Consider the following 19,878-nt stretch of genomic DNA (forward strand, 5'->3'; position numbering starts at 1 on the left):
ACCTTAATACATTCAATTATTAAATTATGGAAGTTTTAATGAAGAAACAATTCTACAGCCTCTTTGCAGCTATGCTTTCAATTCCTAGCTTGTCTGCTGCCGAAGCCCCTCAAGACTTTGAAAAAGAAGTCAAACCCCTCCTCGAAAAGTATTGTATTCGCTGTCATGGCGACCGCAAACAAAAGGGCGAAGTTCGCCTCGATGAACTTGATCCAGACATCATCAATGGTAAAGATGCGGAAAAGTGGCATGCGGCACTCGATGTCATCAACACGGCTGACATGCCCCCAGAGGATTCTAAACAACCAAAAGATGATGAGCGTAGAAAAATCGTCGACTGGATGACTCTCAATTTAAAACTTGCCAAAGAGAAAAAACGTGGTGAAGCCAAGACAGTTGTTCGCCGTCTCACGCGTGATCAATACAGTAACTCATTACAAAAGTTACTTGGCTCAGACCTCGACTTTGCTAAGACACTTCCACCCGAAGCTAAATCTCACATGGGTTTCACCAATGCAGGTGAAAACATGACTATTTCACCACTTCATATTGAGTACTACCAAGAAATTGCACGAGAAGCCCTCAACAAAGCTATAGGCCCCAAAGAGAAGCCTCCCGTTAGTAAATACCGTTTGGACTTTGCGCAAAAAGCAAGCAAAAAAGTCTATGCTAAAATTGGCGGTTATCAATCCATCAACCTCGATGGTAAAAACTACAAGATTTCCATCTTAGATGAAAACAACAACGAACTCGCGGACAACGAGATTGCTCCAAATGGCTTAAAAGTAGAAGATATCAAGAAAAATATCATGGTCGGTTTCCGTGGTTCCGATGACCGTAGCCGCTGGGGCATGGCCGAGGACGGTATGATTCTTCATGGCTCGGTACCTCATGTAGAAAAAGCACCTAAATCTTGGCAAGGCGCTAATCCCAATATGAAAATGCTTATCCGTAAGGATTTTCCTTCTGAAGGTGATTTTGTCTTCCGTGTGACTGCTAGCAATTCTCTACCTATCCCAGTCAGCGAATTCTACCTCAATAAAACTAAACGTACAAACAGTACTCTCTCGACTACGATCAATGGAATTCAAACATTCAAAGCCAAAGACTTTGGAATGATTAAAAACTTCAAATTTGACGGTAATAAGTTAGTTGCTGATGACCGCGGATCCGTCTCTACTGCTAACGTACAAGTCAAAATCCCTAAAGACGGTTACTACCACTTTAATATCACTCGGAAGGCCGTTAGTGACAAAGAGAAAAAAAGCAACTTTGCTTTTACCCTCAACAGTTACTATATCCTCCAACACTTTCATCATAAAAATGAAAAAACTCTTGACCCTGTGATCACCATCAAGGGCTCAGAGAATAAAAAAGTTAATTCACTCTTGATTCAAATCCCAGGTAAAAAGCGGACCATTAACTTAATGGAGCTAGAAATTTTTGGTGCCAATAACAAAAAAATCAAAAATGCCATCGTTACTATGAGTTCTAAGTTCGACAAAAGTATGGGACCTCAAACCCTAATGGATGGTAAGAAAAACAATTTGACACATACAAAGTTCGAAGATAACCCTTGGATTAAAATAGAGTTCAAGCAGCCCCAAGTAATCAAGTCTCTAAGGGTATATAACCGCATAGGCTTCGAAGAACGTCTTGATGGTGCTGAATTCTCATATGCTCAAGGTGAACGCATTGTCGCCAAACAAGGATTAATGGACGATAAACATAAACCTGCACTCGTCAATTCAACTGTAGCTTTCGGTAAACTTAAAGCAGGCACTTACACCCTTAACCTTAAAGCCAATGACTTTGTAGAATTTCACGGATTAAGTATTATCCCCGCTAGCGATAAAACAGGCGACATTCGAGCAAAAGACAACACTTATAATAGATACCTTATTAGTAAGAAAGAATATTTAAAAACTCCTGGTTCTTTACAAGCTTTCCTCGGAACTCGTGCTGATGATGGCATGGACCATAAACTTTTTGGAGGCTCACAACTTTATGATTCACCTCTTGGCAAATCGGAAACTAAGGTATTTAAAGGTCGTTTAGAAAATCTTCCAGTACCGGTAATCAATCCAAACACGAAGAACCCTCTAGCAAATATTATGATTGTTGGTGTTTACAATGACCACCTCGTTAAAGATAAAAACCTATCTGGGCCACCATTGAAAATTGAACGCATGGAATTTGAAGCACCTTATATTCCACAATGGCCAACAGCTTCATACAAGAACATCTTCTTTGACTCCAAAAACAAAGCTAATAAAGAGATCTATACAAAAGAAATTTTAACGAAGTTTATCAACGATGCCTTCCGTAAAAAAGTTAATGAACAGACAGTCAATATCTACTACAACTTCTGGAAGTCTATCAAAGGTGAATTTCCACGCTATGAAGATGGTGTTAAAGAAGCGCTAGTTGCGGTTCTCTGCTCACCTGAATTCCTCTTCATTGCCGAACCAGGAGTCAAGCAACAAGGCACTCCTAAAGTTAATGAGTTCCAATTGGCTAATCGTCTCTCCTACTTCCTTTGGAATCAGCCACCAGATAAAAGACTCCTTGATCTTGCTTATTCTTTTAGATTATCCAGCAATTTAGATAAAGAAATTGACCGTATGGTCCAAGACCCTAAAAGTAACTATTTCATCGAAACCTTTGCAAGCGAATGGTTACGTATGGATCGTTTGGAAAGCATTAGTACGGACTTTAATAAATACCAAAACTACAACCGTTTTGTTAAAGCTGATATGGCGAAAGAAACGAGAGCCTTCCTCGCATACATTCTGAAGAACAATATGAGTATCCAAAACTTCATTGACTCTGATTTTGCCCTGCTTAACCAAAATCTCGCAGAATTCTACGGTATCAAAGGTGTACAAGGCACTAACTTCCGCCCTGTAAAACTAAAACCTGAAGACAATCGTGGTGGCCTTATTACTCAAGGTAGTTTCCTCACTGGTCACTCTGATGGTCTACAGGCTCACCCCATCAAACGTGGCGTTTGGCTTATGGAGAAACTTCTCGACGACGAGCCACCCCCCCCACCACCAAATGTTCCTGCACTTGATTCAGAAGAACCTAGTTTTAAAGGTCTAACAATTAAGCAACAGCTCGAACTTCACCGTGAAAAATCTTCGTGCATTGACTGTCACTTGAAAATTGACCCTTGGGGTGTTGTATTCGAAAACTACGACGCCGTGGGTAAATTCCAGGCCAAAGCCGACGCCAAGACAGAACTCATTGATGGAACTGAACTCAATGGCATCAATGAACTCAAGTCCTACATCAAAGAAAACAAACAGGAGAATGTAACACGTTCTGTGACTAAACACCTCCTCGCCTACTCTCTCGGTCGTGACCTCTCCTACATGGACAACGAAGACATCGACCAAATCGTCAACAAGACAACGGAGCAAAAATATGGCTTTAAAGACCTTGTTAAAAACATTATTTCTCACGATATTTTTACTAGAAGATAAGGAAACTGAAAAATGAGCAAAAAATCCTGGCATTTAGATAGACGTACATTTCTCCGTGGCACTGGTGTTGCCTGTGCGCTTCCTTACTTGGAAGCCATGGGAGCCTCTGCAGCTAAAAATAAGGCACCAAAACGTATCTGTTTTGTTTACTTTCCAAACGGCGCTTGTGAACCTGGTAAACCTAAAGAGGAAACTAAACGTTACCGTTTCTTCCCTGACCAAGAAGGGCGTGATTATAAAAATAATTTCTCTCTAGAACCCTTCAACCGTTTCAGAGATGACATGACTATTCTCGGAGGTCTCTCTCACCCGCGTTCACGTCAGCTCTTAGGACACATTGCTGGTGATACATGGCTAACGGGCGGCGATGTTCGCAATACTTATAAAAACAATATTTCAGTTGATCAAGTTTTCGCTGGCCATGTAGGCAAGGAAACGCGTTATCGCTCCTTTGCTTTTTCAGCAGATGGTGGTGTAGGTTATAAATCTCGCGTAACTTCACTCTCATTTGATCCTCTCGGAAATGCAATTCCTACTGAACATCAGCATAGACAAATCTTCGAGCGTTACTTCAATCCAAATGGCAATGGCTCGACTGAAGCACGCCGTAAAGAACTTCAACGTGGCCGTAAAATTGTCGACCTTGTTTTTGGTAATAGTAAAGACCTTAAACGCAATCTTGGTAAAAGTGACCAGGAAAAAATGGATCAGTACCTCACCTCACTTGACTCTGTAGAAAAACAGATTCAAAAGAATGAAGAGTGGTTAGACATCCCTCTTAAAAAGGCTGATTACAGTAAACTCAACTTTGATCTTGACCCAGCAAAAAATGCTGAAACTTATGTTCGCTCTATGTACGACCTCATGGTTTTAGCCTATGAAATGGACCTCACTCGAGCCATCACCTTCCAAGTCGCTCGTGAAGATGGCATGGGCTTCGGTGAAAATTACCCAAAACTTGTCATTGGATCTAAGAAAGGTCATCACGGTATCTCTCATTCAAACGACCCTATGCTTTGGTCGACTTACGATAACTGGTTAGCGAAACAGCAAGCTTATTTCCTAGGTCGAATGAAAGAAGTAAAAGATGAGCATGGCTCACTTCTCGACAACACACAAGTACTTTGGGGTAGTTCTCAAGCTCACACTCACAATGCGCGCAACTTACCTCTCGTATTAGCGGGTGGCAAGAACATGGGTGTTAATCACGGATCTTACCAACGATTTGAAGATAAGACGCCAATGACCAACCTCTTTGTCAGTATGTTGAATGCAGCAGGTGTTCATAGAAGTAAATTCTCTGACTCCACGGGCAAACTTCCCGGCGACATCTTTAGTTAAACTTAATTTATTTTTATTCACTCAGGCTCTGAAACTTTGTTTTCAGAGCCTGAGCTTCTTTATTGATACGCACAATTAAATGGGAGTGCTCATGAAACTTTTATCTTTATCTCTAATACCTGCTTTTTGCTTCTCTTGCATTTCAGTAAGTAATACAAATCAGGCATGGCCTTCTGCTGGAGGCCCTGACAACACCTATCAGGTCGTATCACCAACTCAAGCACCCGCACAGTTCTCAGTAGAATCTGGCAAGAATATTGCTTGGAAAATGGATTTACCCGAGGGTGGCCAAAGTGGAATTACCATTGTGGGAGAAAAAATATTCCTCACAGTTTTGGAACCTTCCACAAAAGAAAAAATCAATAAAAACAGTACCCATATACTCGCACTTTGTATCGACTCGAAAAGCCAAAAAATCCTTTGGCAGCACCTCATCAAAGGCAGCTTTGGTGGACCCTCACTCTATGGTTTTAGTGATAGCTCAACGCCAACACCTCTCGCCGATGATGAACACGTTTGGTTCTACAACGCTTCTGGTTCTATTGTATGCTTAGATCATAGTGGCAAAGTCATCTGGCAACATGACTGGGAACCGATTGCAAAACTCGATAAAGTTAAGTTTCCTTTTAACAAGCAATACGAACCACTCATGTCAGGCGATTTCGTTTTTAATGTCGAACCCTACTACAAAAAAGACGACAAGAGAACCTATGGCTGGCATTATATTTTTGCTTATGATAAGAGTACTGGAAAACTCGCTTGGATTTCCGAAGATGCCCTCACCCACTACAACACTCCCTATATGTCAAAAACTGCCGATGGCAAAGATGCTATCCTCATTGGACGCGGCGGTCACCACAAAGTACCAGAAGATCCCCGAGGCTACAGCTTAGTAGATGCTCAAACAGGCAAATCACTTTGGCAGTATAAAACTGACAAAGGCATGTGCTTGTATCAATCCCTTTGGAATTCAGAACTCGCCATTTGGATGACTTACGACCATGAAATTCACATCTTAAACTCCATTAATGGTGAGCTAGTTAAAAAGCTTGACCTCGTCAAAAAAGTGGATGCTCATCTTTACGATGAAAAAACTAAAAAAGTCATTGCACATAAAGACATCAATCTTGTGGAAAAGACGGGTGTTAACGTATTCCCAGGCTGGTTCAGCAATATTTTAGTAGGAGATAAACTCTACTTCATGTGCTTTGGTCCAGAACGCTATGGCCCAGTTAAAAAAGCTGGCCCCATCAATTCATTTGCACGTGTCGATATTAAAACGGGTAAAGTTGAATACCTTCAGTGCCCCACCTCGATCAAAAATGGTAACAAAGTATGGTTCGAAGACATCAAAGCGAACACTATCAATAATCTCGGTCTCGATACTGCCGGCGATAAGCGCTCCAAGCGCAATGGCTGGAGCTGGGTCTTCAACGGTAATCCCATTGCCGTTAATAATAAAATTTACTTCACGCTTCAGAATGGTCGCGTTTACGTTTTTGATTCCAATGCAGAGACCTTTGATCAATCTGCCCTACTCAGCATCAGTGACTTAGGCGCTGCAGGCAAAGCTTGGTCACTCAATACACCAAGTTTCGCCAATGGTAAGCTCTACCACCGTACCCTCAAGCAACTCATTTGCATCGAGAATAAATAAAACTTCTCGATAACAACTGCTCACCAAAAGCCTTTGCGACCATCGCAAAGGCTTTTCTTTTCTTGATTGAACTCAATGCGGTTTTAGAGTAATTTAAAGATCGCTCAATTCAAAATCTATAATTGATTCCTATTCCTTGGCGACTTAGCGTCTTGGCGTGAAAACATATCTATTTTGTAGTCGGATTAGCACATGGAATTGCGCCTAGATCTCTCGCGAAGACGCCAAGACACGAAGTTTTTGTTCCGCAATTATTCTTTATAAATTACTTTAGTTTTATCACGCAGAGTCGCTGCGGTGCAGAGTAAGGAATAGTTTTAGTTATTCCCACTCATTATCATTTAAAATTATAGTTCACCATTCAATTTTGCCCTTAATGCCTTTCTTGGCGACTTAGCGTCTTGGCGTGAAAACATATCTATTTTGTAGTCGGATTAGCACATGGAATTGCGCCTAGATCTCTCGCGAAGACGCCAAGACACGAAGTTTTTGTTCCGCAATTATTCTTTATAAATTACTTTAGTTTTATCACGCAGAGTCGCTGCGGTGCAGAGTAAGGAATAGTTTTAGTTATTCCCACTCATTATCATTTAAAATTATAGTTCACCATTCAATTTTGCCCTTAATGCCTTTCTTGGCGACTTAGCGTCTTGGCGTGAAATATTATATCTATTTTGTATTACGTTAGCGTATCGAGATGCTCTTAAGCTTATCTCGCGAAGGCGCCAAGACAAAAAAGATAAAAGTTAGCAGAGCTAATGCGTTTACTGCTCATTGACCGCGGCTTCTTTCTTGTTTTTCTTAATTCGTTTTCTGATAATTAAGAAAACGATTATTGCGATAACACTTATCCAAACCCAAAAGAAAATGGCTCCTGGATCGACTCGGTAACCTTTAAACACCCCAACCGTTAAAGGAAGTTCTCGTTTTATTCCCTGCTTCTCCATTTCCTGAAGGACGGCATCGATACTTTGAGCTTCTCCCATCTTTTTAATTAACTCGGCATCCACTCGTTTAAACTCACTCACCCACGCATCTGCTTGACCCAGCGGTTTTCTAATTGAACGACTTATACGTATTTTATCTTCAACAACCTCGCCAGCTTTTTTATTAGCATGCCATTTATCTCTTAACAAATTTATTTTAGAGAAAATACTGATAGGGACACCAAGGTCATAAGCCCTTCCATAAGCCAAGGCAGCTAATTGATATTCACCTTCCACAAAAAAAACATCACCCAAAATGAGGTAGGCATCGGCAAACATATAATCGTTTTTAATGAGACTAATGAGATACTCCTTATTGGCCACATCAGCATTCACTTGTGGCTCGGCATCATACGCGACACCTAAAAAGTTGATTGTAAGATCTTCTTTAGCGAGCGATTCACACATCTTGAGGTAGTAATCTCCAAGGCCCATATGTCCCCCTGCTTTGATCTGTAATGATTTTTCAATATATTTTGCGGCTTGGACAAAATTCTCTTTCTTTTTGTAGAGCACCCCTAGATTGGCTGCTGTTTCATATTTTCCAGGATAGAGATCTTCATTTTTTTGCAGTTCCTTTTCCGCATCTTGATAACGTCCGAGCTTGATGTAAGCCACAGCTAAATCATTGTGAGCCGAAAAGTTGTTTTCATCTTCCGATAAACTTGCTTGAGCTTTCTTCTCTTGGAAGCGATAGAACTCCGTACTACGATGAGCAAACTGACCCATGACTATGTAAGCCAATTCGTTGGTCACCCGCTTTTCATCTAAACGCGAATAAGTTGAATTAACACAAGCAGAGAGCTGATAAGCTCCAATGATTAGTAAACAAATAAACTTTCTCATACTGAACTCCTTATTATTTTATCATATACTATCATATGATATCAAAAACTATAATAAGTATTTATTTGATCCGCAAGTATTATTTTAATAAAAACAAAAAAAGCGCATCTCATGAAATGCGCTTTTTCTTATCTTGAAGAAGTTATGTATCTATTTATTGGTGATCGTAAATTTTACTAATAATAAAAACATAGTGCTTCGCACACGAGGTGGACGCTGTCCCCCTCGAACTCCCCCAGCAAGGAATTGCCATTCCTTGACCAGGCGGATGAAAAACCTTTAGAAACAAGCAAAAGGTGCCATTGCTTAACCAGGCGGGTAAATTTATTCTTCGCCTTCTGGCTCATTAGCTTTTGGCTTAAGGGCTTTTAGTTTTTCTGTATCGCCAAAGAAACTAATGTGACCACAATTCTCACACATATATGAAGTATTGGGGATATTGGAGTCTTTCAAAGTCCAAAACTTTGATTTTTCAGGGTAAAAATAAAGCTTACCCGTTCCACGATACGAGCCCTTACACATTTTATCACTATGGCAGGCTGGACAAATTTTTGTGACCAAGGCCACATCTTTTTTACTAGGGATAACCTGAATACAGGAATCTAAGTCCTCTTGTAAAAAACGGGTATTATCACCGATTTTTCTCACTGTAATTTTACCATCGCGCATCCAGCGGTAGAGGGTGGGTTCACCAATACTTAGGTATTCAGCAGCTTGTTTAATTGTGTACCAACGAGGACCAGACATAAAACTCTCCAACTATCATTTACTTTCATTGACTCTATCACTTTTTGACCAAAAACCCAGATTAATAAAGCAAAATGAGACATTTTCCTAGAAAAAATCACTTAAAAAGCTTGCGAAGAATAAATAAGATAGTTTATGATAGTATATGAAAGTTAAATAAACTAGGAGAAATAAAATGAGTGATGATATTCTTACTAAAGCTAAAAACTACCTCTTCCAAAATGGAGGCAGTAGCATTTATTGCCTCAGTGCCCTTTCGATTATTTGGGGGATCTACCAAATCATGTCACCCGTTTTACTCACAGAACAAATCCTCGAGAAAGTTTTAAGCATTGGCAGTTTGTACTTATACGAGATAGCCCTCATCGGCTGTTTTATTTTTCTTTTAATTCGAGAGCGCCTCCGAACGGCTTCCCTAATCATTATTTTGGCGATTTTCTATATGTCGAGTGGCATCATTCTCAATTCTTTAGCCGGTGATGATGCGATGCTCAGCCTCTATTTAGGGGCTGCTTTAAGTGCCTTTTCTCTGCTTAAACTCTGGCTTCTCAAAAAACATGGGCAACTTAATTTTCCTAGATTAGAATTGCTTGGTATTATCACCCTATCGATCATCAACTTCATGCTTCCTGGCTACTTAGCTTTGCGACTAGAAAATAACCTCAGCTCACATTCTCTTTGGCGTTATTCACTTCTTGGAGCCTTTGTTTGCCTCGTGATTAACTTTAAGCCGCGCCTCGACCCGCTCATTCGGAATAACTTCACTCTTGAGAAACTTTTCCTTTTAATCATCAGTTTTGTCAACTTACTCAATTTCTTAGCGCTCGATTACATTTTTTCTGTTACTTACACTCTCCGAGATTTTTTCCCGCTGATATTTATTGGCTTTTTCTATTTCATTGATGCCTACTGTATTAAGCTTAAAGAAGTACGATTTGCTCTCGCCCTCTGCCCCGCAGTGATTCTATTTATCTCAGAATTTTATTGGAAGTTTAACATGGAGCTACTACAGGTTCCGGGCTTATTAGCACTGTGTACTGCAGGCTGTCTGTTTCTTTGGAAAAAGTATCGTTATGATAGCCTTGCCTATGGAGCTATTTTTTATTCCACTATCATGATTTATATGGATATTTTCAAAGCTCATCATTACCGTAGCTCAGCCATTTTTATTTTTGCGGCTTACGCAACAATTTTGGCTTGGTCATGCTACCGTAAACATCTGCTAGGTCTCATTTTCTTTGCTTTTACTGTGAGTTTTCACCTCGTGGATAAGGTCCCCTTGCGTGAAATACTGCGCCAAGTCAATTGGGATACGGGTTCCAGTTTCTTCACTTTTTTTGCGATTATTTTACTGATCCTTAATCGCCTCAGCCACAAAGATAAGCTCGCCGACCAAGTCATTATGATCATGCTTGCTGGTGCTTTATTTTTCTTACCTGCTAATCTCGCCTTAAGTGGAAGTATTTTTTGTTTGAGCTTAGCTTTTTGCTACATTAAAACTCTCAACAACAAGGTTGCGGGACTCATTATCCTAACGCCACTCAGCAAGCACTTAATCACCTTTGTGCAAAATATGACTGGCTGGCATTACGTGGCCTTTAGTTTCATTTTACTAAGCGTGGGTACTTGGCTCAATTTACGCAAAGCGAAGAAAGGCACTGGCCCTAAACAAGAGCGATTAAAGACTCAAGTTTAAATATGAGACTAAATTTTTTTCCTATGAAGAATAGACTCAAAACTCTTTCATTTATTTCAATAATAACATTTGCTACCATGCTCATTTATTGGACTTATGAAATAATTATTTGGTGGTCGTTTTACATCGCTAAACCAGAAGAATATTTTGTGCATCGTCGCTATAGACACTTTATTGATGATCGCTATTTCTGGTTTAGTGTTTCACTGATACTAATTATTTTAAGTCACTTCATCCTTAGATCTTTAAAAAAGAAAAAACTTAAAAAAAACCTCTACTTATTATGGTTGATCCCTGCTGTATCATGGTTAAGCGTAGTTCTTACATGCCTTATGATACATATTTATTATTGAGATCGAAAAGTGCTCTATGCCATACCTACAGTATTCAAAAACAATGAGTGAGTTTGCCCCAAGGCTTACGCCATTGGGTTAAGTTATTTCACACCTTCGGCATTCTTAATTTAACAACAAGAAGAATCTTTTTGGGAACGCTAAAATACCTAAAGTTTAAAATTATAGCTCGGAGATGTTTTTGATTGAGAGGGCGCGATTGAAAATTTTCACATCACAAATGCGACCTTTCATGAAATTGCCTCCCCAGGTGCCGATTTGAAACTCTTCTCTTGAGTAGAGGTTGGCGTGACCTTGAGAACTCGTGACTAATTCACCATCAACAAAAATGGACTGAACGCCATTATCGAAACGGAAAGCTAAGTCGTACAACGCTTCTCTTCGAGACTTGACTGGAAACGGTATCGTTAGCAAAGTGTGCATGTAGGGTGACGTCTTCTGATGAGTAAACTATGTTGATTACTTCACAGGCGAGGGGTCATATCAGTACTAAAATGCCATCATCTGTCTTCCGCCATTTCTAGCTCAGTAAATAACTCGGCAAGCTACTGTATACGAACCATTCAGGCCGAGTTCATCTGCTCTGCGATGTGAAGAAAGTCTGACTTGCCATTGAGTTGTAAAACCGGTCCCATTACTGGATCATTGACGAATACAGGTTCTCCTTTTACTTTCGCTAAAACACCATTTGCACGATCCGCAAAATCTTCGCGCAGAGGCAAATCACAAGTCAAAGCCTCTTGCATTTCGTCTTGACTTAAGTCAGGGAGCTCACTTGTTGTGGTGTAGAAAAGCTGCTCACTAGATAATCCAACTAATTCACCTTCTTGCGAACTGACTTGTAAATCCACCAGTATTTCCCCCGTGTCGGCTTCCTTACCCCCTATCGTTCTAAGTTCAATCAGGTTAAAGCCCTCTTTAAAATGAACTTGAGTTTGTCCCCGTCCATCTAATTTATATAATTTTTCATTGACGCGTAAATTGACCTCTCGCAGACTCTTTAGCTGCAATGTATGCAATCCCGTTTGTGATGATTTGTAATGCGCTTTAAGAACCATTAAAAAAGGCTCTGTACTCACAAAACTTTTATGCGTTGGCGCCGCTCGCACATAGCCATCATAAGCACCCGTGTAATAAGTAAAGTCTGTTCTCACCCCATGATCGATAAGTACCATATCGGTATCCAGAGTCAAACTTTGACGAAGGTTGCGATAATAGAAGTATTCTACCCCTTGATAGAGGTTGGGGATAAGCTGATCACCGCTCTTATCTTCTACTCGAAAGGATTCTGTGTCAATTCTTTGACCTGCGCCAACGAGTACGGAGTCTTTTTCACCACGATTTAATCTGACTTGACCACTCGTAACCCAAAGTTGAGTTTCCCCTTTGTCCGTCAGTGAAAATTCCGTACCGATAATTTCGGCTTCACCTTCATTGGTCTTGATGATAAAAGGCGTTTTTTGTTTTTCGAGCTTGGCACGAATCTCACCTTGTTGAAGATTGATCTTGTTACAGTCGCGGTTCATAAAATTGACACTACTATTGCTCATCAAAAAAATATGACTCTCTTGGTCTTTGACATCTAAACGCACCTGCCCGCCATCACCCACTAAAATCTGATCGCCTTGTTGAACTTGGCTTACCCCTTTGATCATTTCTCCAGCGCGAATCACTTTATAATTGTGACTCACTGAGTGAATATTGAGAAGGATATTTGGTTGAACTGTACTTGGTGTCATCAAGACAAAAGCCGTCACCAAAATGGCAGCTAAAGCCATACCCCAGCGTAAAAAGGGAAAGCTTATAGGCTTATTTTCTTCAATTTCTTGAGCATCTGCCCATTCTTTTAAGTCACTGTGCTGCTGAATGGATTTTAAATAAAACTCAAAAGCTTCCTCGGACTCAGAGATCAATTCTTGCAATTGTTTCTCTTCTTGTTCCGATGCTTCACCATGTAGGCATTTATCTATGAGTAATTCGAGCTCTTTCATAATTCCACTTTCTCCATCACACAAACCTTCAAAACCTTACGCAAACGAAATAACTGAATACGAACCTGTTCGGCGCTGCGTTTAAATAAATCTGCGAGTTCATAACTCTTTTTCTTGTCGCGATAACGGCCAAGCAAAAGCTTTCTTTGATCATCAGAGAGTTGATTCATACATTCGCTGAGCGCATCTTGACGTTCATCACTGGCTGTAAAACCCTCTCTTAGAAAAAATTGTTCTGCATTAATCATTTGAACTTCGTTGAGGAGATTTTGCGTTCGTAAATAACGTCGCTTTGAGTGCAAGGCTTTATTGCGAGCAATGCCAAAAAGCCAGGATTTAAACTCAGACTTTTCTGAATCAAAGCTCTCATACTTTTTCCAGGCTGTAGCCGCCACTTCTTGAAGCAGGTCATCGGCATCACTAAAATTAGGCACGAGTGACCTGATGTACATATGTAAGTGATGCTGCACCGGCGCAAACTCGCGTATAAAATCTGTATTTTCTTTCATAAACTCAACTCTTCTTTACCTACTATTTCCCACTACTTCATTTTTGTTACCAAAAAAGCTAATTAATTTCTAATTTTTATAAATTTTTATTTTTTTTGAAATATTGGCGTAACAAAATGGTTTGATAGGGAAATAGAGCATAACAAGTTTTTTAACAACGGAGTTTACATGAAGAAAATTTTACTTGGTTCATTGATACTTTCCTCCCTAGCGAGTCAGGGAAAAGATATCAACTTTAATAAAGACGTCTTACCCATCCTTTCAGATAAATGTTATGCCTGCCATGGTCCAGATGCCCATGATATAAAAGGTAAGCTACAACTCCACACTTTTGACAAGGCCGCAAAAGAGCGTCACTACACAAGTAAGAATGGGAAGAAAAAAATTCTCGACCCAGCTATTGTTCCTGGCAAGCCCGATGAAAGTCTCGTTTGGGAACGCATCATGACTTATGACGAAGACGACGTCATGCCTCCCCTCAAACACCACAAGCCACTCAGTCAAAAAGAGAAAGAGACGATCCGTCAGTGGATAGAATCTGGTGCAGAATATGAACCTCATTGGGCGTACACAAGCATCAAAAAACCTCAAGGCAATGTAGATCAACTGGCTAGCAAAAAACTCAAAGAACACAAGCTCGATTTTAGTGAAGAAGCCGATAAAAGAACTCTCGTTCGCCGTTTAAGCTTTGATCTGCGCGGACTTCCTGCGAGCCCTCAGGAAATTCAAATCTTCCTAAAGGATAGCTCCCCTGACGCTTGGTCAAAATTGATTGACAAATTTTTAGCTTCACCAGCTTTTGGCGAAAAAATGGCTGTGATGTGGCTCGACTTGGTGCGTTACGCCGATACGGTTGGCTACCACGGCGATCAAATCCAGCACGTGGAAGCTTACCGAGATTACGTCATTAAAGCCTTCAACAAAAATATGCCTTTCGATCAATTCACCAAGGAACAACTCGCTGGCGACTTACTCCCCAATCCGACTCAAGATCAGCTCATTGCGTCGGCATACAATCGTCTCAATATGATGAGTCGTGAGGGTGGCGCACAGGAAAACGAATACCTTGCGAAGTACGCACAAGACCGCGTTGCCACAACTTCCATTGCTTGGATGGGCAGCACACTTGCCTGTGCCGAATGTCACGATCACAAATACGACCCCTTCACGGCCAAAGACTTTTATGCCTTTGCGGCCTTCTTTTCCGATATCCAACAGGTTGGCGTTTATAACCGCAATCCTTCTGGCAAAGGAGGATTAAGAAATGAAGACCCCTTTCCTCCTTATATCACACTTAATCAGCCCGAGATATATGCTGCTATCAATCCTATCAAAGCTGACTTAGCTAAATCAGAAGAAATTGTAAAAGCTTCTTTAGCTGGGGCTACTTTTGGAGAGGCCAAAGTAAAACAACTCAACTCGCTTTTCACTGTGCATGCCGAGACACAAATCGACACGGCAAAAGTCTCCATACCAATCAAAATTGATAAAGCTACTGGTCAAATTGCCTTTGAATTCCCGAAGTCCGATAAGCCCCTGCCCGCACTTAAGGGTTTGAGCATTAGTAAAGATGGCAAAGCTATCACTTATAAAAATGCAGATGCGAGCCATTCCCATGGTGGCTACCATCCTCATTTCCTGATTCATAAAAATCCTCAAGGCTGGAAAGCTGATCACAAGAAAATGCAGGCGCTTGTCATGACTCCGCACCACAACATGGAAGGTGACTACCGAGTCGATCTTGAGTTTGAAAAATCACCTAGGATCAAACTGAAAATTTCTTCTTATACTGGCTGTTTCTACACCGGAAAACATTTGCAGACCCTTCATACAGGAAACAGAGCTCAAAAGAAAAAATTACTCGTCTACTTAAGCAATGCTGAATACCGTACTCACGACGGAAAAATTGCTCAATTAAAAAACAAGCTTAAAAACACCGAGAAGAACACCAGAGAACTCTGTCAAATCACTGTCGCAGTTAAGCCTCGTCTCGTGCGCCTCCTCCCAAAAGGCAATTGGCAAGATAATAGCGGCGAAATCGTTCAGCCAGCTGTTCCCGCTTTCCTCGGAAAAATTAATAAAGAGGGTCGCGCCACTCGCCTCGATTTAGCAGAATGGCTCACGTCGCAGGACAACCCACTCACTTCACGGACCCTTGCAAATCGCTTGTGGAAGCAGTTCTTCGGGCGTGGTCTTGCTGCTGACGTTACGGATCTCGGTGCACAAGGTCAAGCACCGGAGAATCCCGAGCTACTCGATCTCCTTGCCACAGAACTGAAAAGTAACTGGGATATCAAAGCTTTAGTAAAAACTATTGTGAGCTCTCGCGCTTACCGTCAAAGTAGTAATGCTCAAGAGACCCTAAAAAAATACGATCCTTTTAACGATTATTTGGCACGCCAAAATTCTAGGCGCTTAGAGGCTGAGCTCCTCCGTGATAACTTATTGGAAATCTCTTCACTTCTCATCCACAATCAAGGTGGCTCTGCTGTTAAGCCCTATCAACCCGAAGGCTATTACAAAGATCTCAACTTTCCAAGAAGAGTTTACAAAGCTGATAATAATGATCAGCAGTACCGCAGAGGCGTTTATATGCACCGCCAACGTACGTACCTCCACCCCATGCTAAAAGCTTTCGATGCTCCGAGTCGTGAACAGTGTGTAGCGGCAAGATCTGTATCTAACACCCCACTCCAGGCCCTCAATTTACTCAATGATCCAAGTTTTGTGGAAGCGGCCAAAAACTTCGCTCAAAGTACTCTCACACTTTTTGAAAACAAGAACAAACGCTTGCATTGGATGTTCGAAAAATCAACTGGGCGTACACCTGATGCCACAGAACTGGCGCAACTCCAAAAAATCGCCGATACCGAGCTCAAGTACTACAGCGATAAGCCTAAAGAAGCGACTGAGCTCTTGAAAATAGGATTAAAAGTTGTTGATCCAAAGCTTGATCCAAAGGAATTAGCCGCCTGGACTTCAGTGGCTCGAATCATGCTTAACCTTCACGAAACAATTACGGTATACTAGGAGATCATTATGAATAGAAGAACATTTTTAAAAACAAGTGGTGCTCTTGGTTTAAGTGCGGGACTTCCCGTTAATGCTCATGAAGCGATCACACCTGGCTTCCCCAATTACAATCCAAAAATCAAACGCGTCATCCACCTCTGTATGGCAGGTGGCATGTCTCAACTCGAAAGTTTTGATAACAAGCCCCTCCTCCGAGAAATGGATGGTAAAGTCATGCCTGAATCCATGACAAAAGGCAAGCAATTGGCTCAGTTGCAGGGAAAACAACTCAAATGTTTCGGCGGGCGTTTTGATTTCCATAAACATGGTCAATCAGGTTTGGAAATCAGCGATAAATTCCCTCATATAGCCAAGCATGCTGACAAACTCTGCGTCATTAATTCGATGCATACGGATCAAATCAATCACGACCCTGCGCACACCGTATTTAATACGGGAACCATCCTTCCTGGTCGCCCGAGTATGGGTTCTTGGATTAATTATGCGATTGGCGCAGAAACCAATGACCTACCCGGTTATGTGGTCCTTGTTTCTCAAGGTGGCGGCCAAGGACAACCGATTTCTTCTCGTCAGTGGAGCAATGGCTTCTTGCCAGGTAAAACGCAAGGGGTTCAATTTAACTCGAAGGGCGACGCCGTTCACTACGTCAACTCCCCAAAAGGCGTCACTCTCGATCACCAATCACGTCTTATTGAGAATATTGCTAAACTCAATAAACATTTGCGAACTAAGCAAAATGATCCCGCGATTGAAACGCGTATTGCTCAATACGAACTCGCCCTCAAAATGCAGACTTCAGTTCCGGCACTCACTGATTACTCAAAGGAAAGTAAAGCCACTTTAGGTATGTATGGCTGTAAACCCGGCGATGGTTCCTACGCATCAAACTGCCTTATGGCTCGTAAGCTCGCCGAAAATGGCGTACGTTTTATTCAACTTTACCACCGTGGCTGGGATCATCATGGCAACCTCAAAGGTGCCTTCCCCAATGCGGCTAAACTTACGGACCAAGCGACAGCTGCTTTAATCTCGGACCTTGAACAACGCGGAATGCTCGATGAAACCTTGATTGTTTTTGGTGGTGAATTTGGTCGTACACCGATGGCTCAAGGAACTGGCCGTGATCACCATATGTCGGCCTTCACTCACGTCGTTCTCGGCGGCGGCATTAAGGGCGGCATAAACTATGGTAAAACTGATGAATTTGGTTACGAGATTGCCGAAAATCCCGTTCATGTTCGCGATATGCACGCCACTATCCTCCATCTCTTTGGTATTGATCACCATCGTCTCTCGGTTAAATTCCAAGGACTCGACTCCAAGCTCACTGGTGTCCATAAAGCCAAAGTAATAAAAGAAATCCTCGCCTAAAGCTTTAATTTGGGCTTCATTTTAGAAGCCCTTCATAGAAAAAATATTCTTCAAAAGATATTTTTGAGATTTCGTGGTGTATCATTATAGATGTTAATTTATAATTTATGGAACCGAGATGCTTAAACAATTCCTGACCACTTCTGCTTTACTTTTTACGAGTTTTTTATCTGCTGACGAACGTCCCAATATCATCGTCATCCTCTCCGATGACATGGGCTACACTGATATTGGATCTTATGGTGGCGAAATTGATACCCCAAATCTCGATGGTTTAGCCAAAGAAGGTTTGCGATTTACGCAATTCTATAATACGGGTCGGTGTTGCCCGACTCGCGCCTCTCTCCTCACGGGACTCTACCCACACCAAGCTGGCATAGGCCACATGATGAGTGATAGGGGAACCGATGGCTATCGCGGTGATCTAAACAAAACAAGTGTGACCATTGCCGAAGTTCTCAAACCTGCAGCTTACAGCACATATATGGTGGGCAAATGGCATGTTACCAAAAACCTCCTAAATGATGATAAAGAGTCACAATACAACTGGCCTCTCAATCGTGGTTTCGATCATTTTTATGGCACAATTCACGGGGCAGGAAGTTTTTTTGACCCCAATTCCTTAACAAGAGACGACAAATACATCACTCCAGAGAACGACCCAGAGTACCAACCCGAGACCTACTACTACACCGATGCCATTTCTGATAACGCTATTAAATACATCAATGAGCACGATTCTCAAAAGCCCTTCTTTATGTATGTTGCCTACACGGCCGCCCATTGGCCCTTGCACGCCTTGCCTGAAGACATCAAAAAATATGAAGGTAAGTATGATCAGGGTTATGAACCCATTCGAAAAGCACGTTTTGCCAAAGCGCAAGAACTAGGTGTTATTCCAAATGCCCAATATACTGAGACCATTGGCAACTGGGCTCAAGTCGCCGACAAAGAATGGGAATCGGCCCAAATGGAAGTTTATGCAGCGATGGTTGATCGCATGGACCAAGGCATTGGCAAAATTGTCGACACGCTCAAACTCAAAGGCGAATTAGACAATACGCTTATTTTATACATGCAGGATAACGGTGGTTGCCAGGAAGCCTATGGACGCGACACTAAAGGAGCGCGAGTAGAAAGAAAAGCGAATATCGGTCCCATGGGCAAAGATGAACATCAATACGACATGACTCCCAAAAAGAGTCGTGAAGGCTTCCCCATGCGTCGCGGTCATGTGATGCCTGGCCCTGCGGACACCGCAATTGGTTATGGCCTCAACTGGGCAAATGTCTCCAACACTCCCTTTCGCATGTACAAGCATTATGTTCACGAAGGTGGTATCTCCACACCTCTCATTGCTCACTGGCCCAAGAGAATCACTGTAAAAAATCAACTGCGCCATCAGCCAAGCCACCTCATTGACATCATGGCCACCTGTGTAGAAATCGGCAAAGCTTCCTACCCCAGGGAGTTTAATGACGAAGAAATCACTCCAATGGAAGGCATCAGTTTAATCCCTATTTTTGATGGCCAAGGTCAGCAACGCCCCTATTTATTTTGGGAGCACGAAGGCAACCGTGCCGTTCGCATCGACGATTGGAAAGTTGTGGCAAAAGGCCGCCATGGTCAAGATGAAGTTGAATGGGAACTCTATGACCTTTCAAAAGATCGCAGTGAGACTCAAAACCTCGCCAAAACACATCCCGAAAAACTCGAGTCTATGGTGAAATTTTGGACCGAACAAGCGGAAAGAACTCTCGTTACGCCCTGGCCCAAAAGCAAGAATAAAAAGACAAAAAAGAAGCCAAAGAAAAACCCAACTAAATAACTTGGCTTTAATATTTAATAAAACTTTAACAA

Annotated in this window: 12 protein-coding genes; 7 read left to right on the plus strand and 5 right to left on the minus strand. The window is 41.7% G+C overall.

What is annotated here, in order from left to right; all coding sequences use genetic code 11:
- Positions 1-38 precede the first annotated feature (38 nt).
- The 3 genes from LNTAR_RS25855 to LNTAR_RS14830 all read left to right on the plus strand — a co-directional run bounded on the left by LNTAR_RS25855 (position 39) and on the right by LNTAR_RS14830 (position 6,486).
- Positions 39-3,488 carry a DUF1592 domain-containing protein gene (locus tag LNTAR_RS25855; RefSeq protein WP_007279541.1) on the plus strand — a complete coding sequence of 1,150 codons (3,450 nt, stop codon included), beginning with the start codon at positions 39-41 and terminating at the stop codon, positions 3,486-3,488.
- A 12-nt stretch (positions 3,489-3,500) separates the two neighbouring features.
- On the plus strand, positions 3,501-4,829 hold the full coding sequence (locus LNTAR_RS14825; protein WP_007279542.1) for a DUF1552 domain-containing protein: 1,329 nt from the start codon (positions 3,501-3,503) through the stop codon (positions 4,827-4,829).
- Between the two features lie 91 nt (positions 4,830-4,920).
- Complete coding sequence (locus LNTAR_RS14830) at positions 4,921-6,486, plus strand: outer membrane protein assembly factor BamB family protein (protein WP_007279543.1); 1,566 nt, start codon at positions 4,921-4,923, stop codon at positions 6,484-6,486.
- A gap of 764 nt (positions 6,487-7,250) precedes the next feature.
- Here LNTAR_RS14830 and LNTAR_RS14835 read toward each other — a convergent pair.
- Both LNTAR_RS14835 and LNTAR_RS14840 read right to left on the minus strand, forming a co-directional pair.
- Complete coding sequence (locus LNTAR_RS14835) at positions 7,251-8,318, minus strand: tetratricopeptide repeat protein (protein ID WP_007279544.1); 1,068 nt, start codon at positions 8,316-8,318, stop codon at positions 7,251-7,253.
- Between the two features lie 324 nt (positions 8,319-8,642).
- On the minus strand, positions 8,643-9,065 hold the full coding sequence (locus tag LNTAR_RS14840) for a helix-turn-helix domain-containing protein (RefSeq protein ID WP_007279545.1): 423 nt from the start codon (positions 9,063-9,065) through the stop codon (positions 8,643-8,645).
- Positions 9,066-9,240: 175 nt separating this feature from the next.
- Between LNTAR_RS14840 and LNTAR_RS14845 the strand changes: the two genes are divergently transcribed.
- Positions 9,241-10,761 (plus strand): hypothetical protein, encoded by a 1,521-nt coding sequence (locus tag LNTAR_RS14845; RefSeq protein ID WP_007279546.1) that lies wholly within the window; start codon positions 9,241-9,243, stop codon positions 10,759-10,761.
- Between the two features lie 515 nt (positions 10,762-11,276).
- Here the strand turns inward: LNTAR_RS14845 and LNTAR_RS14855 are convergent.
- The 3 genes from LNTAR_RS14855 to LNTAR_RS14865 all read right to left on the minus strand — a co-directional run bounded on the left by LNTAR_RS14855 (position 11,277) and on the right by LNTAR_RS14865 (position 13,614).
- The gene (locus tag LNTAR_RS14855; protein WP_007279547.1) at positions 11,277-11,486 is read right to left on the minus strand and encodes a LamG-like jellyroll fold domain-containing protein; all 210 of its coding nucleotides are present in this window, start codon (positions 11,484-11,486) and stop codon (positions 11,277-11,279) included.
- Between the two features lie 191 nt (positions 11,487-11,677).
- Positions 11,678-13,105, minus strand: a complete 1,428-nt coding sequence (locus LNTAR_RS14860) for a FecR domain-containing protein (RefSeq protein WP_007279548.1) — start codon at positions 13,103-13,105, stop codon at positions 11,678-11,680.
- Positions 13,102-13,614 (minus strand): sigma-70 family RNA polymerase sigma factor, encoded by a 513-nt coding sequence (locus tag LNTAR_RS14865; protein ID WP_007279549.1) that lies wholly within the window; start codon positions 13,612-13,614, stop codon positions 13,102-13,104. The genes LNTAR_RS14860 and LNTAR_RS14865 overlap by 4 nt, the downstream gene beginning before the upstream one ends.
- Before the next feature lie 168 nt (positions 13,615-13,782).
- Between LNTAR_RS14865 and LNTAR_RS25860 the strand changes: the two genes are divergently transcribed.
- The 3 genes from LNTAR_RS25860 to LNTAR_RS14885 all read left to right on the plus strand — a co-directional run bounded on the left by LNTAR_RS25860 (position 13,783) and on the right by LNTAR_RS14885 (position 19,846).
- On the plus strand, positions 13,783-16,644 hold the full coding sequence (locus LNTAR_RS25860; protein ID WP_007279550.1) for a PSD1 and planctomycete cytochrome C domain-containing protein: 2,862 nt from the start codon (positions 13,783-13,785) through the stop codon (positions 16,642-16,644).
- Between the two features lie 9 nt (positions 16,645-16,653).
- A complete protein-coding gene (locus LNTAR_RS14880) occupies positions 16,654-18,018 on the plus strand; it encodes a DUF1501 domain-containing protein (protein WP_007279551.1) in 1,365 nt (454 codons plus the stop codon).
- Positions 18,019-18,136: 118 nt separating this feature from the next.
- On the plus strand, positions 18,137-19,846 hold the full coding sequence (locus LNTAR_RS14885) for an arylsulfatase (RefSeq protein WP_007279552.1): 1,710 nt from the start codon (positions 18,137-18,139) through the stop codon (positions 19,844-19,846).
- Positions 19,847-19,878 lie beyond the last annotated feature (32 nt).

Source organism: Lentisphaera araneosa HTCC2155 (assembly GCF_000170755.1).
GTDB lineage: Bacteria > Verrucomicrobiota > Lentisphaeria > Lentisphaerales > Lentisphaeraceae > Lentisphaera > Lentisphaera araneosa.